Annotated in this window: 15 protein-coding genes, 2 CRISPR repeat arrays and 1 other annotated feature (1 of these 18 only partly in view); of the genes, 8 read left to right on the top strand and 7 right to left on the bottom strand. The window is 31.8% G+C overall.

What is annotated here, in order from left to right; translation table 11 throughout:
• Positions 1 to 406: direct repeats of the CRISPR family, unit length 30 nt; unit sequence GTTGAACCCTAACATAGGATGTATTTAAAT; it reaches 281 nt to the left of the window's first position.
• A 435-nt stretch (positions 407 to 841) separates the two neighbouring features.
• Positions 842 to 1,171 (top strand): DUF3784 domain-containing protein, encoded by a 330-nt coding sequence (locus KQI89_RS16420; RefSeq protein WP_216458005.1) that lies wholly within the window; start codon positions 842 to 844, stop codon positions 1,169 to 1,171.
• Positions 1,172 to 1,422: 251 nt separating this feature from the next.
• Here the strand turns inward: KQI89_RS16420 and KQI89_RS16415 are convergent, their stop codons facing one another.
• Genes KQI89_RS16415 through KQI89_RS16400 form a run of 4 tightly spaced genes read right to left on the bottom strand, consistent with a single transcriptional unit; the run spans position 1,423 to position 3,796 of the window.
• Entirely contained in the window at positions 1,423 to 2,145 is a 723-nt protein-coding gene (locus KQI89_RS16415; RefSeq protein WP_216458004.1) for an ABC transporter permease, read from the bottom strand.
• The gene (locus tag KQI89_RS16410) at positions 2,142 to 2,873 is read right to left on the bottom strand and encodes an ABC transporter ATP-binding protein (protein ID WP_216458003.1); all 732 of its coding nucleotides are present in this window, start codon (positions 2,871 to 2,873) and stop codon (positions 2,142 to 2,144) included. The genes KQI89_RS16415 and KQI89_RS16410 overlap by 4 nt, the downstream gene beginning before the upstream one ends.
• Before the next feature lies 1 nt (position 2,874).
• Positions 2,875 to 3,345: a DUF3021 domain-containing protein gene (locus KQI89_RS16405; protein WP_216458002.1), complete on the bottom strand. Its 471-nt coding sequence runs from the start codon at positions 3,343 to 3,345 to the stop codon at positions 2,875 to 2,877.
• Between the two features lie 10 nt (positions 3,346 to 3,355).
• Positions 3,356 to 3,796: a LytTR family DNA-binding domain-containing protein gene (locus KQI89_RS16400; protein WP_216458001.1), complete on the bottom strand. Its 441-nt coding sequence runs from the start codon at positions 3,794 to 3,796 to the stop codon at positions 3,356 to 3,358.
• 545 nt (positions 3,797 to 4,341) lie between these two features.
• Between KQI89_RS16400 and KQI89_RS16395 the strand changes: the two genes are divergently transcribed.
• Together KQI89_RS16395 and KQI89_RS16390 are read left to right on the top strand one after the other, a co-directional pair.
• Positions 4,342 to 4,782 (top strand): MarR family transcriptional regulator, encoded by a 441-nt coding sequence (locus KQI89_RS16395; protein WP_216458014.1) that lies wholly within the window; start codon positions 4,342 to 4,344, stop codon positions 4,780 to 4,782.
• Position 4,783: 1 nt separating this feature from the next.
• Positions 4,784 to 5,329, top strand: a complete 546-nt coding sequence (locus KQI89_RS16390; protein ID WP_216458000.1) for a cyclase family protein — start codon at positions 4,784 to 4,786, stop codon at positions 5,327 to 5,329.
• 395 nt (positions 5,330 to 5,724) lie between these two features.
• Here the strand turns inward: KQI89_RS16390 and KQI89_RS16385 are convergent, their stop codons facing one another.
• Together KQI89_RS16385 and KQI89_RS16380 are read right to left on the bottom strand one after the other, a co-directional pair.
• Positions 5,725 to 6,276, bottom strand: coding sequence for a DUF6143 family protein (locus tag KQI89_RS16385; protein ID WP_216457999.1), 552 nt, complete (start codon positions 6,274 to 6,276; stop codon positions 5,725 to 5,727).
• Between the two features lie 231 nt (positions 6,277 to 6,507).
• A complete protein-coding gene (locus KQI89_RS16380; RefSeq protein WP_216457998.1) occupies positions 6,508 to 7,398 on the bottom strand; it encodes a helix-turn-helix domain-containing protein in 891 nt (296 codons plus the stop codon).
• Between the two features lie 120 nt (positions 7,399 to 7,518).
• On the opposite strand from KQI89_RS16380, the gene KQI89_RS16375 reads away from it, so the two are divergent.
• The 3 genes from KQI89_RS16375 to metG all read left to right on the top strand — a co-directional run bounded on the left by KQI89_RS16375 (position 7,519) and on the right by metG (position 13,706).
• Entirely contained in the window at positions 7,519 to 8,433 is a 915-nt protein-coding gene (locus KQI89_RS16375; protein ID WP_216457997.1) for a type 2 periplasmic-binding domain-containing protein, read from the top strand.
• A gap of 45 nt (positions 8,434 to 8,478) precedes the next feature.
• Entirely contained in the window at positions 8,479 to 11,349 is a 2,871-nt protein-coding gene (uvrA, locus tag KQI89_RS16370) for an excinuclease ABC subunit UvrA (protein ID WP_216457996.1), read from the top strand.
• Positions 11,350 to 11,736: 387 nt separating this feature from the next.
• Positions 11,737 to 11,998: a binding site (T-box leader), on the top strand.
• Between the two features lie 64 nt (positions 11,999 to 12,062).
• Positions 12,063 to 13,706 carry a methionine--tRNA ligase gene (gene metG, locus KQI89_RS16365; RefSeq protein WP_216457995.1) on the top strand — a complete coding sequence of 548 codons (1,644 nt, stop codon included), beginning with the start codon at positions 12,063 to 12,065 and terminating at the stop codon, positions 13,704 to 13,706.
• Between the two features lie 179 nt (positions 13,707 to 13,885).
• On the opposite strand, the gene KQI89_RS16360 is transcribed toward metG, so the two are convergent.
• On the bottom strand, positions 13,886 to 14,512 hold the full coding sequence (locus KQI89_RS16360; RefSeq protein WP_216457994.1) for a flavodoxin family protein: 627 nt from the start codon (positions 14,510 to 14,512) through the stop codon (positions 13,886 to 13,888).
• A 328-nt stretch (positions 14,513 to 14,840) separates the two neighbouring features.
• On the opposite strand from KQI89_RS16360, the gene KQI89_RS16355 reads away from it, so the two are divergent.
• Positions 14,841 to 15,329: a helix-turn-helix domain-containing protein gene (locus tag KQI89_RS16355; protein WP_216457993.1), complete on the top strand. Its 489-nt coding sequence runs from the start codon at positions 14,841 to 14,843 to the stop codon at positions 15,327 to 15,329.
• 38 nt (positions 15,330 to 15,367) lie between these two features.
• Positions 15,368 to 15,730 carry a DUF4180 domain-containing protein gene (locus tag KQI89_RS16350; protein ID WP_216457992.1) on the top strand — a complete coding sequence of 121 codons (363 nt, stop codon included), beginning with the start codon at positions 15,368 to 15,370 and terminating at the stop codon, positions 15,728 to 15,730.
• Between the two features lie 1,233 nt (positions 15,731 to 16,963).
• A CRISPR array of direct repeats spans positions 16,964 to 17,449; the repeat unit is 30 nt; unit sequence GTTGAACCTTAACATAGGATGTATTTAAAT.
• Positions 17,450 to 17,677: the final 228 nt, after the last annotated feature.

The raw sequence follows: 17,677 nt of genomic DNA, 5'->3' as shown, positions 1-17,677 counted from the left end.
ATTTAAATGAACAAAATACCTTTTCAACCATAATATTTTTCAAGTTGAACCCTAACATAGGATGTATTTAAATGATAAAACAAAGTTAATAAACTCTGTTTTATCCTCCAAGTTGAACCTTAACATAGGATGTATTTAAATTATAGATATGGCTATGGAGGCATTAAGAACTAAAGTTGAACCTTAACATAGGATGTATTTAAATTCTGTTAATCGATTCCATCCACCCAATTTTGACCAACGTTGAACCTTAACATAGGATGTATTTAAATTAAGGGTTAAGTGTAAGTTCTAGCACTTCACATGTCCGTTGAACCCTAACATGAGATGTATTTAAATAGATAACAATGGCTATGTAAACATGCGACCTTTCCAAGTTGAACCTTAACATGAGATGTATTTAAGCAGAGAACCCAAATCTATGATTTGGTGTGAATCGGTTAAGCAGAGAACCAAGATTTAAAATCTTGTATGAGTCGCTTACTCCTTCGACAAAGAGAGAAGGAGTTTCATTTTCTTATTAAAAATCAATTGCTGAATCTATAAATTGAATCTTAACATAAGATGTATTTAAATGATGTAGCAGAAATACAGAACGTAGTCGACGTTACTGTTAAACCCTAACATAAGATGTATTTAAATATTTTAAGACAAGGCAACCGGTATTTACATAAAGTTATTTTTATTTATATAATTACTGGAATTATAAGCCATAAATTATGTATAATAAGAATATAAATTATTGAGCAATTGTATTATTATGTGAGTTAGTTGTTTATTAAACTAACTGATAAATAGGAAGAAATATGATATAGCAATAATAAGATTATGGAGATTTTATATGAAGAATGTAAATATATATGGACTAATTATAATTACAATGCTTATGGGAGGACTATTTACCTTTTTGGGGTGGGTAATTAAAAGTCAAAATGCGGGAGATATGCTAAATGGGTTTGATGCAAAAAAATACGATAAAGATAAAGTATCAAGAATAGTAGGCGGAGATATCCTGTATACTGGTCTATTAGTTATCCTCGTTGGAGGTGTTGGTGTTTTTTTGAGTAGTAAATTCTATAATTATATAACTTTTACACAGGTCGGTATTGTAGTATTAGGAATTATAAAAAGTATGTATGAAATGGATAAAAAGTGTAGGATAAAAAAGTAGTTACTTAATTCTATATTATAAAAATTGAAAAGTAAAATGAACAAGTTACCTTGTCCATTTTTATATGCTCACTTATCAACACTGGTTTAAAACAGAGCCAAATCTTTTTATAAAATTAAACAAATGTACTTGATTAAGTTGAACCCTAACATATAATGTATTTAAGCAGGAAATCAAAATAAATAAAATATGATTAGTGGTTAAAAAATAAGCCAATGACATTAAAATTGTCATTGGCTTATCATATTCATTCACATGTTTCCGTTAAGCATTCTTTTTCTAAAAATAAGCACAGCAACGATGTATGTTACAATTGCATGTCCAAGTACCCATGGCAAATGTGGTAAAATAGAAGCGTAGTTTCCAGTGAGAGTAGCTCTTGCCGCATCTACTGCATGAGCAAATGGTAAGACACGAGCTATTGTTTTTAGGGTATTTCCCATTAAATTCAAATCAAACCACATGCCACTTGCAAGTGTCGAAAAGGTAATTAGTATAGACGCAATTCCCCCCACTTGTTTGTCGTTAAATACACATCCGAGCAGTAATCCAATGCCAATAAAGAGCATAGCAACAGGAATAAACAAAAGAATTGTCAGTAATATATTTATATGAAGTGGTAGTCCAAGGAAAATTGCTGTAATAAAGCATACTATACTTTGCAGTAAAGCCATTAGCAAAAGGGGTAGTGAATAGCCCACAATATAATCAAAGGCTGAAAGAGGTGATGCAAATAACCGTGTTAAAAATGAACTGCATCTGTCTTTTGCTATGAGCATTCCAGAAAATAAGGATATAAATGCAAAACTAAAAATAACTACTCCTGGAGTAAAATTTTCAATTTTGAATCCATAAATGGGCATATTTTTCTGCATTAATAGAAATATTATAGGTAATCCCATACTAAAAACTAAACTTAATAGGTCTCGTAGTAATTCCTTATAATTTCGTATAGCAAATGGTAAAAATCTCATAATACAACCTCCTTTTCTGTCAACATAAGAAATGCATCTTCAAAAGTAGCTTTTCCTGTTATTTCTTTCAACTGCTCCACAGTTCCAAGTGCCTGCAACTTACCATCATTCATAATGCCAATCCTATCAGCTAGTGCTTCTGCCTCTTCTAGATAATGGGTGGTCAGAATAATAGTTATTTTGCCTTTCAATTCATTTATAGTCTTCCAAAGTTCACGCCTGGCTCGCACATCAAGTCCAAGTGTAGGTTCATCAAGGAAAATCACCTCTGGATCTGATATAAGAGCCATAGCAATACTCAATCTACGCTGCATACCTCCGGATAAAGATTTAGCCTTTTCCTTTGACCTATCAATTAGTCCAAAACCCAACATCATTTCTTCAGCTTTTATACTTGCTTTATGCTTATCACTGCCGTATATTCTTGCAATCAATTCAAGGTTTTCCTTAACTGATAAATTTGGAGCAACTGCAGTTTCCTGTGGAGATACATTGATCTTTTCCTTAATTGTTTCAGGATTAGAAATGATACTATTGCCAAGCAAAAGAGCATCTCCCCTTGTAGGTGAGAGCAGACAGGAAAGCATTTTTATAGTTGTTGTTTTACCTGCTCCATTTTGACCAAGTAAGGCAAAAAACTCACCCTTTTCAATGTCAAAAGAAAGATTATCAACAGCCTTTCTATCCTTGTAGCACTTTGTTAATCCCTTTATTTCTATTGCATTCATTTTACTCCTGCTCCTTTTCATTGTTTTCAGTCCTGATTACTTCATTTATCTTTCTAATATCATCTTTTGTAACCCTATATTGTACAAACCATGTAATAGCATAGGTCACTAAAAAACTAATAAAACATATAAGTATCCCCTTTGCATCTTGTGGCATCCAACATAAATAGACTATAGGAACCCAAAAAGTCGATGTTATAAAAAAATGTACTATATATTGCTTCAAACTACCCCACTTTTCAATTTCAAATACTAGGGAGGTTACCGCAAAAACTGTGCCAATCACCCCTGTTAAAAGGGTTTGGGCAATTACAGCTCCAATTTCATCACTAAATAAGGCTCTAAACTCTGGAACTACTGGAATAAACTCACCATTACCTAAAGATACTGAAATAAAAATTGAAATAATTTGCCCTATCAATACACCAAAAGCAAAACCACCTATACCTCTTCTACAAGCTTTTTTTAACATAACCATCACCTCATATTCCAAATAACTGTTTGATTTTTCGTACGTAACGACGGGAGGAATAGGTTTTTATATCCCCTTGCAAAACAACACAAATAGTCCCTGTTATACTTGTATCCATGCTACGTATCTTTTTTATATTTACAATCTCCGAATTTGAAATTCTTACAAATCTTTTATTATCGAGTTTTTCTTCCAATTCATATAGCCTTGATCGAACAATATACTTTCCCTTTAAAGTCTCAACAAAAACCTTTTTGTTTTCGGAATAAAATCGTATTACATCTTTATATTCAAGTATTTCAACCCCTTTTTCAGATAAGGCTGTCATTGAATCTGGATTGATTTCTGAAAGGCGTTTTATTATTTCATTAATCTCATCAGTTATTTTATCAGTTAAAATTATTATTTTAGGTTCTTTGCAGGATTGGTCAATTGACACTTCGATTTGCATTCCCTCACCCCCTGTCATAAATAAGTATAGAAGCATTCTAAGTTAGAGTAAATGGATTTTCGATAGTCGGTTGTTTTCCAGAGATAAGTGGTCATCTCATAACCGATTCTCCTTATAATACCTACATCTCATAAGGTCCTTAAGAGTTAAATAAGTGAAACTATATTAGCCTTATTATATTTCAAGATAATTAGATAAGTAAATTAAGTGATGTAATCAAAATGTCTCTACGCTAAGTTACAAGAAATGTAGTACATAAACAGATTTCTAATCTTTATAGGGAGTTTTTACTCTCTCTAAAGATTAGAAATCCTTATACAGGGACCTCTCCCCTCTTTCTTTCCACTTTTAAGAGGAGGAAAGTATTAGAGCGGGTAGTCATGAGATAAAACAAGCAAGTTAATTATTTAATAAATTAAACTTTAAAATAATTGTTGACATGGAAACAAAAATATATTATTATTGTATCCAAGGAAACAAAAGCTATGTTATTGCTTTATTTAAAATATAGGAAGGTGTCTTAAGTGGATAATATTAATAGTATTATGGAGAGCTTTAAAGAAATATATGAAAAGGAAGAAACTCTAGGAAAAATATCCTTTAAGGGTGAATATGAAGATTACGGAATTTCAGAAATACACTGTATAGATTTCATAGGCAAAATAAAAGATCCTAACGTTACTAAAATATCTCAAAGCATGAATATGACAAGAGGTGCTATAAGTAAGATTACCAAAAAACTTTTAAATAATAACCTTGTTGATAAGTATAAGAAGCCTGATAATGATAAAGAAATATATTTTAAATTAACAAAATTAGGTGAAAAATTATATAAACATCATGAAATAAAGCATAAACAGTGGGAAGAAAGAAATAATGAGTTTTTTAAAGATATAGATAAAGAAGAGCAAGAAATTGTAGCTAGTTTCTTAAAAAAATTTAATAACTATTTAGATAAAATGATAGAATTAGAAGGAGATGTATAATATGAACTTACATTTAAAGGAATTCAATATTCCAGATAAAATACTAAAATGGGGAGATTCCCAACCTGCACATCAAAGGCAACATATAGGAACTCACATAGATTGCTATAATCTATCAAATATAGAGTTACCATCAGAAATAGATGTTACTTTAATAGATGTTAGAAACCTAAATATTATAGATGTTGATGTGTTAGATAACATATCAATTAAAGAAAATTCTTTTGTAATATTTAGAACTGGATATTTAGAAAATTATGGCTATGGAAGTGAAGAGTATTTTAATACTAAATCAAGTCCATATCTGACTAATGAACTTGTAGATAAATTACTAGATTTTAATGTGAAGTTAATAGGAATTGATTTAAGTGGAATACAGCACGGAGAACATCACGTAGCAATAGATAAATATGTTGAAAATAAAGGAGCATATGTTATAGAAAATATATGTAATTTAGATAAGGTTGATTCAGAATTTAAAGCAAATTTAAAATGGATTCAATTAGAAGGCGCTACAGCAATAAAAGTTGAGATTGAAACTTTATAAAATTACTATTAAGTATATAATTTCCTCCTCATATATGTTTTTTCTAGAATATATTTTATAAACTTAATATAGCACAGTAACCTTGACACCATTATGTCAGGGTTATAAAATCAACATATATGTAATTTTGAGGAGAGATATAATTGAAAATAGATAGATTAATATCCATAATTATGGTATTGATGAATTGTGAAAGAATCAGTGCAATAAAACTTGCTGAAAGGAAATTATATGATTTTTCATAATAATACTAACGGATGTAATAAAAGTGCTATCGTTTGCTACTGACAGGGTGAACCCTACCATAAATAAACTGAAAAAAACACCCTAGCCATTAAGATTATTTGGCTATGGGTGTTTTATAACTTAAACCATTCTATTAGAAGTAAGGTATATTAGTTTTGTAAGAAATCAGAACAGTTACAGATTCTTTGTTCCCACCAACCAAAGGCAACCTTTGCACTATCAAGGACAACTGGTAAAAATCCACCAAGATAAATAATAATAGATTGTCCAGGTCCAAGGATAATTTGACCACCATCAACTACTAAAGTTGAATATGGTGAAACTATTCTACTAAATATAGGAACACCATCCCTTGGTGGTTGAGTAGTTGTAGTTAAATATTTAATTTCACCTCTAGGAATTGGTTCAGGAAAAATAGCTGTATTAGTACAGCTAACTAAATCACTAATATCTCCCCTATTAAAACTAGATCTTAGGTAAAACTCAGCTGATAAATTAAGCTCGGAAATATTTGTTATAGTCATAGCATTTATATATATATTTCTATTTGAATTAATTGGATTTAGTAACATAGCTAAAGCACGCTGATTTTGCCCAGTTAAAGTTGGTGTTTGACCAATAAAATAGTTACCTTTTTCAGATTGATATAATGGATAGTCAATAGATACTTCCATTGAAATTTCTTTATTATAAGATGTCACTTCAATCACCTACATATAAAAATTTAAAGAAATACTATATCTTATAATTTATAATATTCATAATGCACACAACATGCTACTAATAGCTTAATATGGAATAAAAATAACCTTCCCCATTAATTAACATTTAAATATGATACTCTAAATCCTATGACAACCTAAATTTATATAACAATATTAAGGAAACTCCACAGTGAAGTTCATAAGGGCAAAGCTCTTCTCTATTCCCTATTATAAAACCGAAATAGGAAAAAACAAATCACATTCACAGTAATGCTTATTACATTTTGCGTAGTTTATATACTCAAATCTAAATTTCTCTCTTAAATCAAATTCAACTGTTGGCATCCATATGTTAAAAACATGGTTCCAGATATCTAATAAATTCTTTGATGAGATTTCTTCTGGCCGATGTAGTCCCATATAAGTAAAAACACCATATTTGTGTGGGATTATGCTCTTTATATTCATGTCTTCAGGTATAATACTGTTTTCACTGATTTGGATAGAAGGCTGATAAAGAGTATAGCTGTTTAATTCATCTAAAACTGTAGTAAATCCAATATACACATCTTTTTCTATAGGATTGAAGACCCTTAAGCGATGGTTGTAAAAAAAGTCCACTCCATATTTATTGGCTATTTGAAACTTCAGGTTTTCTTCAATATCCACGTTATATTGGAGTCCTGCAATTGAAAAAGCAGGTAATACGGTTATTGAACGAAAAAATACAAGTCCTTCCCCTGAGCAGTTCATAAAATCAGCATTAAACCGGTCTAAAATTTCTAAAGGGCAGGGATTTCTTCGCCATTTTGCAGGAGTAATTTTGAATTCCTCCTTAAAAACTCTGTTATAGGTTCGCTCACATCCAAAAGAGTATTTTGAAGAAATAAATTCAATGCTATTTTGGTTATGGATTAAATCACCTAAAGACAGTGCAATTCTTCTCCTTCTAACATACTCCATAAGACCGGTGGATGTAGCCCCCTTCCATATTCGTAGCAAATGAAATTTTGAGATATTTACATTTTCCGATATATTGTCAAGATTTAAAGGCTCTAAAATATTATTTTCAATATATTCAGTTGTGCTCTTTATTATTTCTAACAAATAATTATCCATATTTCTCAACTCCAGCAATTTTTGTCCTGTATTGATAAAAATGTACAAGTATAATGATATCATAATCTAAATATTATGAACAATTGTTTCTTTAATATTAAAAAGAAAGGATTTGAGATTATGGATGATATACTACAGGCAGAATTAAAAGAGAGATTTACATCTGCAGTGGATAGCTTTGTTTGTAAAGTTAAGGATGATCCTAATGTTATTGCCATAATTGTCTGTGGCAGCCTTGCCTATGACATGGTATGGGAAAAAAGCGATATTGACATGACCATGGTTGTTCGGGATCAGCATCTTAAAACCACTTCCTATTGCATTATAGAAGATGGCATAACAATCAATGTTGACCTCATTGTAAGAAGTAACTTCAAAAGAGGGCTTGAAAGAAACATTGGAGGATCATTTTCCCAGTCCTACTTCTCAAAAGGTAAGATTGTTTATACCACCGATGATAGCCTATATGAGTATTTTGAAGATCTGAAAAATATGGGCAGCGATGATATTGCATTATCATTATTCTATAAAGCTAGCATGCTCGTTGGCATATATGAGAAGTGCCAAAAGTGGTTGAAAGTTAGGAAGGACCCTCTTTATGCACAGTATTTTCTTTTGAAAGCTGCGGAGGTTATTGCAGACATGGAACTCTGCCTAAATGCTGAACCAGCATCCCGTGAATCCATACAGAAAGCTCTTGAAATTAATCCTGATGTGATCACTCCCTTTTATAAGGAGGCAATGTCTCACCACTTTAGTGAAGAAGAAATTTTAAGTGCTATAGAAAACATTGACAGGTATCTTGAGCAGCATATTGATATATTGAAAAAACCTGTAATTGAATTTATGTCTGATGAGCAGATTAAAACTAGCACTCTTATCGCTAAGCATTTCCATGTGCAAGGGCATTTTATTGTTTCTATCTTTGACTACCTGGCTGATAAGGGAGTTATTGAAAAGGTATCACAAACAATTCGTTTAACCCCTAAAAGTAAGCTAGCCGTTGAAGAGCTAGGCTATCTTTATATTCCGTAATAACTTATAGTTTATATATTTTGCAAAGAAAAGAGGAGATGCAATATGTCTATAAGAACAGACATCGAAATATCAGGCGCAAAGCAAAATAACTTGAAGAATATATCTGTAAAGATTCCTAGAGACAAACTAACGGTAATCACTGGTGTATCCGGTTCTGGGAAATCCTCATTGGCCTTTGATGTTATTTATGGAGAAGGTCAGAGGCGTTTTCTTGATTCTATTTCCACCTTTGCTAAAAGTCGTATCAGTCAACTGAAAAAAGCTAAGGTAGACTATGTTCGGGGATTGTCTCCTGTAATTGCTATTGAACAGAAAAAGGGCAACAACAATCCCCGTTCAACGGTGGGCACCGTTACAGACATTAACGATTATATGAGACTTTTGTTTTCCACGGCAGGTGTAGGAAAGTGCCCTGAGTGTGGTAAACCACTTAGGCAATTATCTGCAGCCCAGATTGCAGAACATATTTCAACCTTGCCTATAGATACTGTCATTGAACTTCGTGCACCAGTATACAAGATATTTGGAGAAGATTATGAATATACCTTTCATAAATTAAGAGAAAAAGGCTATAAAAATCTTTTGGTGAATGAGGAGCCCTTTTCCTTGTCTGAAAAAAGGGAACTTGATGAGAGTAAAACTTATAAAATTGAATTGATAATAGATCGCTTTACCTTAAAACCTGATACTTACATACAACTGACAAAATCTATTGAAGCTGCTATGGTTGCACTGGATGAGGATATTATGATAAAGGTAGAGGTTATTGGAGAGGTTGATTCTGCATTCTATGATAATTTCGGATGCCAAGAGCATCATTATTCCCTTTGTGAAATGCAACCCTTCCATTTCTCTTTTAATTCTCCTGCAAGTGCCTGCCACACCTGCCTTGGAGTAGGAATGTCCTATGTTGTAGAACCACGTTTTTTAATTGTTTCACCAGAAAAGAGCATAAGCAAGGGTGCGCTGAGAAACACAATCTATAACGTCTCTGGTAAGGATAGTTACAGGACAGTTATGATGTATAGCTTATCCCAGAAATATAACTTTAGTCTTGATACCCCCTTTAAGGATCTTCCAAAGCATATACATGAGATACTTTTTTATGGAACAAAGGGAGAAACCGTAGAAATGCTACAGCCACCCTTTTCTCAAAAAAAGAACTGGATAACCGGTAAGGCAAGACCCTTTAGAGGCTTTGTTTACGAGCTAGAGAGCTGGTACAAACATTATATAAGGAAGACATCTACCAGTGAAGCCTTTGAACCCACCTTCATTAAGGACTGCATGATAGAAAAGATATGTCCCGAATGCCATGGTGGCAGACTAAAAAATCAGAGACTTCAGATTACAGTTGGTGAAAAAAATATAGATGAGCTAAGTAGAATGCAACTACCGGAGCTATTAGGTTTTTTACAATCTTTAACCTTTGAAGAAGATATTGAGGAAGTTTCCACTTCTATTATCCGTGAAATAAGTTCAAGATTAAAGCTTTTGATTGACATTGGCCTTCATTATATAAGCCTTGGCAGAAGAAGTGACAGTATTTCCGGTGGTGAGATGCAAAGAATTAAGATGTCCACACAAATTAGCAGTGAACTTATGGGTATGTTATATGTAATGGATGAGCCTAGCATCGGCCTCCATCCACGGGATTCCATGAAAGTTATAGATACAATGAAAAAGCTGCGGGACATAGGAAATACCGTTATTGTTGTGGAACATGATATAGATACTATAAAGAGTGCCGATCATATCATTGAAATAGGTCCAGGCCCCGGTGTTCATGGTGGTAATATAGTAGCATCCGGTACCCTTGAAGATATTATAAGTGAACCTGAATCAATAACTGGCCAGTATTTATCTGGTTCATCATATATACCTGTACCTAAGCAACGTAGGAATTTAGGAGATACCTTCTTGTCCATTCAAGGTGCCAGGGAAAATAATTTAAAAAATGTAGACCTTGATATACCTCTTGGCGTCTTTGTCTGTGTTACTGGTGTATCAGGTTCCGGTAAAAGCTCATTAATTAACGAGATACTTTACAAACAACTTAAGGTTGATAAAACAGGTGCTCGCATTGCTTCTGGGGAGCATGATTTCCTCTTTGGGTCGGAACTACTAAACAATGTAATAAATATTGACCAGTCCCCCATTGGCAGAAATAGCAAGTCAAATCCAGCAACCTATATAGGTATCTATAATAAGATACGTGAAATTTTTGCAATGCAGCCAGAAGCAGTATCTCGGGGGTACAAGGAGATTGATTTTAGTTTAACTCATGCTAATGGAACCAGATGTGAACATTGCGGTGGAGACGGAATCATTGTCACAAACCTGCAGTTCATGGCAGACATTGAAACTATATGCCCAGTGTGTAAAGGAGCTCGCTTTTCTAATGAAGGTCTTGAGATTAAATACAAGGATAAAAGCATTGCAGATGTATTGGAAATGACTGTTGAAGAGGCTCTTGATTTCTTTAAAGACACTAAGTATCTAAAGCACAAACTAGAAATCATTAGTGAACTTGGATTAGGCTACATGAGACTTGGTCAAAGTTCAACAACTCTATCTGGGGGTGAATCTCAAAGGGTGAAGCTAGCCTATGAACTGTCCAAGATCAAAAGAGGAGCACACAACCTATATATCTTGGATGAACCAACTACAGGACTTCATCTTTCAGATATTCAAAAGCTAGTAGATTGCTTAAAAAAACTTGTTGATAAGGGACACACGGTACTGGTGATTGAACACCATTTAGACGTGATCAAGTCCGCAGACTACATCATTGACATGGGTCCTGAAGGTGGTAATGGAGGCGGATACGTTGTTGCAGAGGGTACTCCAGAACAAGTGGCAAAGGTTGCGGCCTCTCACACGGGAAGGTTCCTAAAGACAGTTCTTAAATAATATAACTGGAAGATCTCTAAAGATGACTCTTAAATAATATGTCTGAAAAACTTCCAAAGACGGTTCTTAAGTAATATAACCGGAAGATTCCTAAAGACAGCTCTTAAATAATATAGCTGAAAAACTTCTAAAGACAGTTCTTAAATAATATAACTGGAAGATTTCTAAAGATGATTCTTAAATAATATAAGTGAATAGAAATACCCGCTACTCGGGTATTTTTCTTTAACAAAAGTTAGAAAAATTTATAAATAAGATAATCCTTCATTAACTTAAAGTAATCTCCATTATACCTGTTACTGTAAATCCTATAATAAATAAATACTATTTTTACTAAAGATGCATATACTAATATTGACAAATTTAATTGAAGGGTTATAATAAAGTACAAATGCAAAGAAAAGGAAAGTAACTTTAAGAATACTTATACAGAGAGTTCCCATTGGTGAGAAGGAACAAAGGATATTAAAGTGAAAATGGCCTTGGAGCTGTGCACCGAGATTTAATTTAAATTAAGGCTGCAACGGGTTCACCCGTTATAGTGATAGAGTATAATCATATGAGTTTATATGACGTACTTGAAGAGGTGTATACTGCAAAGTATATGCGAATTAGGATGGTATCACGAAGTTTTACTCTCGTTCCTAAGATTAATTTCTTAGGAAGGGGAGTTTTTTTATTATCCAAAATTATAATTTAGAGGAGGAATTATTATGAATATTTTTATTGGAGGAGCATGGCCTTATGCTAATGGATCATTGCATATTGGTCATATAGCAGCATTATTACCAGGTGATGTGCTGGCAAGATATTATAGAGCAAAAGGAGATAAGGTTTTATATGTTTCAGGTAGTGATTGTCATGGAACACCAATATCAATTAGAGCAAGAAATGAGGGCGTATCACCAAAGGACATTTCTGATAAATATAACAATGAATTTGAGTATTGCTTTAAAAAATTAAATTTTTCTTATGATTATTATTCTAGAACAGATGATGATTTTCATAAAAATCAAGTTCAAGAGGCAATAGCCTTGCTGTATAAGAAAGGATTAATTTATGAAAAAGATGTTGAGCAAATTTATTGTGAAAATTGCAATCAATTCTTACCGGATAGATATGTAGAAGGAAAGTGTCCAGAATGCAATTCCATAGCAAGGGGAGATCAATGTGATGGTTGCGGAGCATTATTAGAGCCCCTTGAATTATTAGATAGAAGATGTAAGTTGTGCAATAATGAACCTAAAGTAAAAGCTACAAAACAATTATATTTTCTCCTATCTAAGTTTCAAGAGGAAATTAAAAATAACCTAGATAGTTGCAAGGATAACTGGCGAATTAACGCAGTAAATAATACAGAGAGATATTTAAATGAAGGTCTATGTGATCGGGCTATATCAAGAGATTTATCCCTAGGGATTGATATTCCAATTAAAGGCTTTGAGGACAAAAAGGTATATGTATGGATAGATGCTGTCCTTGGGTATCTTACTTTAAGCAAAAAGTGGGCAATAGAAAAAGATGAGTCCTATGAAAGCTTTTGGAATAAAGAAGCTATCTCCTATTATGTACATGGAAAAGATAACATACCATTTCACTCTATAATATTACCAGCTTTAATAAGTGGAATAGGCTATGAGAAGTTGCCAGATAGAATAATATCCAGTGAGTATTTAACCCTAGAAGGAAAGAAAATATCTACAAGCAATAATTGGGCTGTATGGGTTCCTGATATAATTGAGCGCTATAATACTGATGCTCTAAGATATTTTTTCTTAATAAATTCCCCTGAAAAAAGAGATACAGATTTTTCTTGGAGAGAATTTATAAATAGTAATAATGGAGAATTATTAGGAGCATATGGAAACTTAGTAAATAGAACATTAGTATTTGTAGAAAAGTACTTTAATAATAGCATACCTAAAGGGAAAGTTGATACTAATATTAATGATGATATTAATGCCTTATACAAAAGAGTTGGAGCATTTATCGAAAGCGGAAATTTAAAGCTAGCCCTTAAAGAAATCTTTGAATTTATAAGAAGTATAAATAAATATTTTGATGAAAAAACACCCTGGATTACTGTAAACTCAGATGTAGAAAAGTCCAGAAATACAATCTATAATTGCATATATTCAATAATAAATATAGCTAATTTGCTAAATCCATTTTTACCTCAATCATCTGAAAAAATTAAACAATGGTTATCCGTTGAGGAAAATAACTGGAGAGCTATTGAACCTAAAGAAGGAATAAAAATTAATAAGTTTGAGATATTGTTTGAAAGACTTGATAAAAAATTAATTGATGAAGAGAAAAATACTTTAATACAAAGAAGCAAGAAAATAAATAAATAAATAGTAAATTTAAAATTAATAAGATACTCACATTATAGATATTTAGGTAGTTACCATATCTTTAGCTTTTAATTTTACAGAGTATCTCCCCTGAAAAATGCACCTTAAAATGCTAGACATATGGTTATATAACATGTCTAACTTTTGAGGTGCATTTTAGATTGTTAGCTCTTTTAAGATTAACGTATAAAATTAGTTCTTACTTTTGGCTCTTTTTCTGGCAGTGCAACTCCTGCTTCTTTACCAGCTTTTATACTTTTTAAAAGCCAGGCCATATTTTTACCTAATGTTCTCATTGTTTGCATTCCTTCTAAATCCTGCTTTACTTCTTCAGGAGTATTTCCATGAACCATATTCCAATATTGAGAAGATACAACAGGCATATTTGAAATAGTAAAATATTTATTTAACTGCTCAAAAGCAGCGGTTGAACCTCCCCTACGACAGCTTACAATTGCAGCACCAGGTTTATACTCAAAGCTACCTCCTGCATAAAAGAATCTATCTAAAAAAGATGTTATTTGACCAGATGCACCTGCATAATGTACCGGGGAACCAAAGATAAAACCATCAGCCTCTTTAGCTTTTGCCAAAGCAATATTTACAGTATCATCGTCAAATATGCACTTACCTGAGTCATCTTTAGAACAACCCCCACAGCCCATACAACCACGAATAGGCTTGTTCCCAATATGAAAGATTTCTGTTTCAATATTTTCTTTTTCTAGTTCCTTTGCTACTTCCCCTAGAGCAGTATAGGTACATCCTTGAGATTTAGGACTTCCATTAATAAGTAATACTTTCATTTTTATACCTCCAATTAATTTTATATCTACTATAATTTGGTATTATTTCATGTCATGTTATTATTTTAGGATACAACTATTACTATTACAAGTACGCACTTATTAGTATAATACTATCTAAAAGGATACTGTAAAAAAGGAGATAATTATAAGTGGTAAAATTTATCATAAATAAATAGGTCTTTTACAATGTAAAAACAAAATCAAGAGTTTACCAAAGGACAACAAAGTATAATAAAGTTAAATAAAATGCAACAAATTGCTTGACGAATATAAAAATAATCATTATAATTTCACCATAGACTAATTTTGAAAGGGTAGATTTTTTATGGAGAATCAATTTTATACAATAGATAAAATCGCAGAAATATTGGGTATGCATCACAAAACTATAAGAAAATTTATAACAGAAGGTAAGCTTGGAGCTAATAAAGTTGGAAAGCAATGGAGGATTTCAGGTCATGATTTAAGTGTTTTTATGGAAAAGAACAATGTTAATATAAAAACTAAAGATACAAGTAAAGAAGAAAATATTGATTTTTCAACTTCTAATGAAGAAGTAGAAACTGTAAAGCAAAAAGTAAATGTATCTACCGTTGTAGACATGAATGAAATAAATAAGGATGAGTACATGCGAATATCTAATATGCTCATAGCTATAATGAATGCTAAGGATAGTAGAATGGCTAATTCAACTATTAATATGAAGTATTATGAAAAGGAAAATAGGTTAAGAGTGATGCTGTGGGGTGGAATAAAATTCACGGAGGAAATGATGAGTACAATTTCCATGTTAGTAGAGCAAAGAGACTTGTAATTTAATGATAATATATTATGAATAAGGAGACAGTGAAAATGAATTATAAAATAGTAAATAAAAATCATAAAAGATATATTGAATATACTTCAGAAGGAATTCAGATTTCTTCTGAACAAGATGTATTAGACATTATTGGTTCTTGTATGGAAAATAGGTGTGACTACTTAATGCTTCATGGTGAAACCCTTTCCGAAGATTTCTTTAATCTTAGAACTGGCCTGGCAGGAATGGCGTTACAAAAATTTATAAACTATCATATAAAGGTCGCCGTTATTTTAGCCAATGAAGAAAAATTTAATGATAGATTTAGAGAAATGGTTATTGAAGCTAATAAAGGAAACCATTTTAGAACATTTAAGAATATTGCAGATGCTGAAATTTGGATTTCAAATTTATGATACCAAGGAGAAAAGTAAAATGAAAAAAATATTGTGTTTAAAACTCAAGAAGGAAAAAATGATGTTATAAAGCATTATAATTTATTTCTTAAAAAGTGGCATCATCTTATGAGAAGTTCTATAATGATTACTGAAATAAACCTTAACCCAGTCTCTATTAAAGAATCCCCTATCTTTGAAGTTGCTTCTCTTTAGACCTTTCTATTAATAAACTTATCGTGTTCACCGCTGATAAATTGGAAGAGTATCTATGTTTTAATAATTTGAATTATATGAAAATATTAGGGTAAGTGTTATAATTGTTTAATCCTATAGATACCATAGCTAAGACAAACTTACTCCTTCGACAAAGTGAGAAGGAGTTTCACTTTCTTATCAAAATCAATGGGTAATATTTAGTCCTACAAAATAATTAAAAAAGTCTCACTCTCCCCTCCCCTTCTAGCTTCCTAATCTTTTCAACTTCTAATAACCACCCCCTCCTACTAAAACATCATTCTAAAAACCTTCAATCTAACATTATTTTTTCTAACCTCCCCTTAAACAAAAACTGCTTTAAACCCTTTAAATCCCAAGGTTTAAAGGGTACTTTTCATCAACTTTTTAAAAAACACAAATCGGTTGGAAAATTTTAAACAAACCCTTTATTTTCAACAGTTTAAAGGATATAATGAAAATAAGGAATGGCTTAACTACAGTGGTTGAATCTTAAGCAGAGAACCCAAATCTATGATTTGGTGTGAATCGCTTACTCCTTCGACAAAGAGAGAAGGAGTTTCATTTTTTCATCAAAATCAATTGATAAATCTTTTATTTAACCCTAACATAGGATGTATTTAAATATACAGTATTTAATCTTTTGATTAAATTAGCTTTAGTTGAACCTTAACATGAGATGTATTTAAGCAGAGAACCCAAATCTGCCATTTGGTGTGAATCGCTTACTCTTCGAGTACTCTTTCGATGAAAAGAGAAGGAGTTTCATTTTATAATCAGCTCTTGGTATCCAAGCTCCTACTGGAACATAATCCCAAAAACCTTCGATTTATCATTATTTTTTCCAACCGTCACTTAAACAAAACATGATCTAAACCATTGAAAATTCAACGTTTAAAGGGTGTTTTTTATAAACTTTTAAAAAAACACAAATCGGTTGGAAAAATTTTAAACAAACCCTTTATTTTCAACAGGTTAAAGGATATAATGAAAATAAGGAATGGCTTAACTACAGTAGTTGAACCTTAACATAGGATGTATTTAAATTCACACCATTTCCCCCAACTATCACTAACAATATCCGTTGAACCTTAACATAGGATGTATTTAAATAATGGAGTTCCACTGTAATCCTCTGATTCTACATTAGGTTGAACCTTAACATAGGATGTATTTAAATTAAAGAGTTAACATTCCATAACTTGTGGTTGAGTGTTGAACCTTAACATGAGATGTATTTAAATCTAACAATAATAATATAAAACAAAGTAATGAAACATGTTGAACCTTAACATCAGATGTATTTAAATCTTACTATGTTTCCCCATTCTGCATATTCACCATCACGTTGAACCTTAACATGAGATGTATTTAAATTAATTTTTTCTTTCCCTTCTAATAAATTTTCGATTTGTTGAACCCTAACATAGGATGTATTCAAATTCAAAAGTAGAACCCTTTGTTTCTTTATAGGTTGAACCTTAACATAGGATGTATTTAAATACTTGAAAAATTATAGATTAACTGGATTATATACGTTGAATCCTAGCACAAGTGACTTAGGTTTTCTTTAGAACTGCTAATATTACTAGCTTTAAGAGTAATTATAGTATTCTAAATACTATAACAACCCAAATTTATATAAAAATATGTGTTTATTTTTATATAAATTTTGATATAATAATATTAAGGAAACTTCACAACCAAGCTGAGGAGTTAATAATTTTAAAA

The sequence above is a fragment of the Clostridium simiarum genome (assembly GCF_018919175.1).
Lineage (GTDB): Bacteria > Bacillota > Clostridia > Clostridiales > Clostridiaceae > Clostridium_L > Clostridium_L simiarum.
Note: the sequence above shows the minus strand (reverse complement) of the source record. Positions and strands in the feature narration are given on the sequence as shown.

Coding starts and splice junctions, on each gene's coding strand:
- KQI89_RS16400 (WP_216458001.1), bottom strand. CDS start 3,796: ATGCAAATCGAAGTGTCAATTGACCAATCCTGCAAAGAACCTAAAATA.
- KQI89_RS16360 (WP_216457994.1), bottom strand. CDS start 14,512: ATGAAAGTATTACTTATTAATGGAAGTCCTAAATCTCAAGGATGTACC.
- KQI89_RS16380 (WP_216457998.1), bottom strand. CDS start 7,398: ATGGATAATTATTTGTTAGAAATAATAAAGAGCACAACTGAATATATT.
- KQI89_RS16405 (WP_216458002.1), bottom strand. CDS start 3,345: ATGTTAAAAAAAGCTTGTAGAAGAGGTATAGGTGGTTTTGCTTTTGGT.
- KQI89_RS16350 (WP_216457992.1), top strand. CDS start 15,368: ATGAATTATAAAATAGTAAATAAAAATCATAAAAGATATATTGAATAT.
- KQI89_RS16415 (WP_216458004.1), bottom strand. CDS start 2,145: ATGAGATTTTTACCATTTGCTATACGAAATTATAAGGAATTACTACGA.
- KQI89_RS16410 (WP_216458003.1), bottom strand. CDS start 2,873: ATGAATGCAATAGAAATAAAGGGATTAACAAAGTGCTACAAGGATAGA.
- uvrA (WP_216457996.1), top strand. CDS start 8,479: ATGTCTATAAGAACAGACATCGAAATATCAGGCGCAAAGCAAAATAAC.
- KQI89_RS16420 (WP_216458005.1), top strand. CDS start 842: ATGAAGAATGTAAATATATATGGACTAATTATAATTACAATGCTTATG.
- KQI89_RS16395 (WP_216458014.1), top strand. CDS start 4,342: ATGGAGAGCTTTAAAGAAATATATGAAAAGGAAGAAACTCTAGGAAAA.
- KQI89_RS16390 (WP_216458000.1), top strand. CDS start 4,784: ATGAACTTACATTTAAAGGAATTCAATATTCCAGATAAAATACTAAAA.
- metG (WP_216457995.1), top strand. CDS start 12,063: ATGAATATTTTTATTGGAGGAGCATGGCCTTATGCTAATGGATCATTG.
- KQI89_RS16375 (WP_216457997.1), top strand. CDS start 7,519: ATGGATGATATACTACAGGCAGAATTAAAAGAGAGATTTACATCTGCA.
- KQI89_RS16355 (WP_216457993.1), top strand. CDS start 14,841: ATGGAGAATCAATTTTATACAATAGATAAAATCGCAGAAATATTGGGT.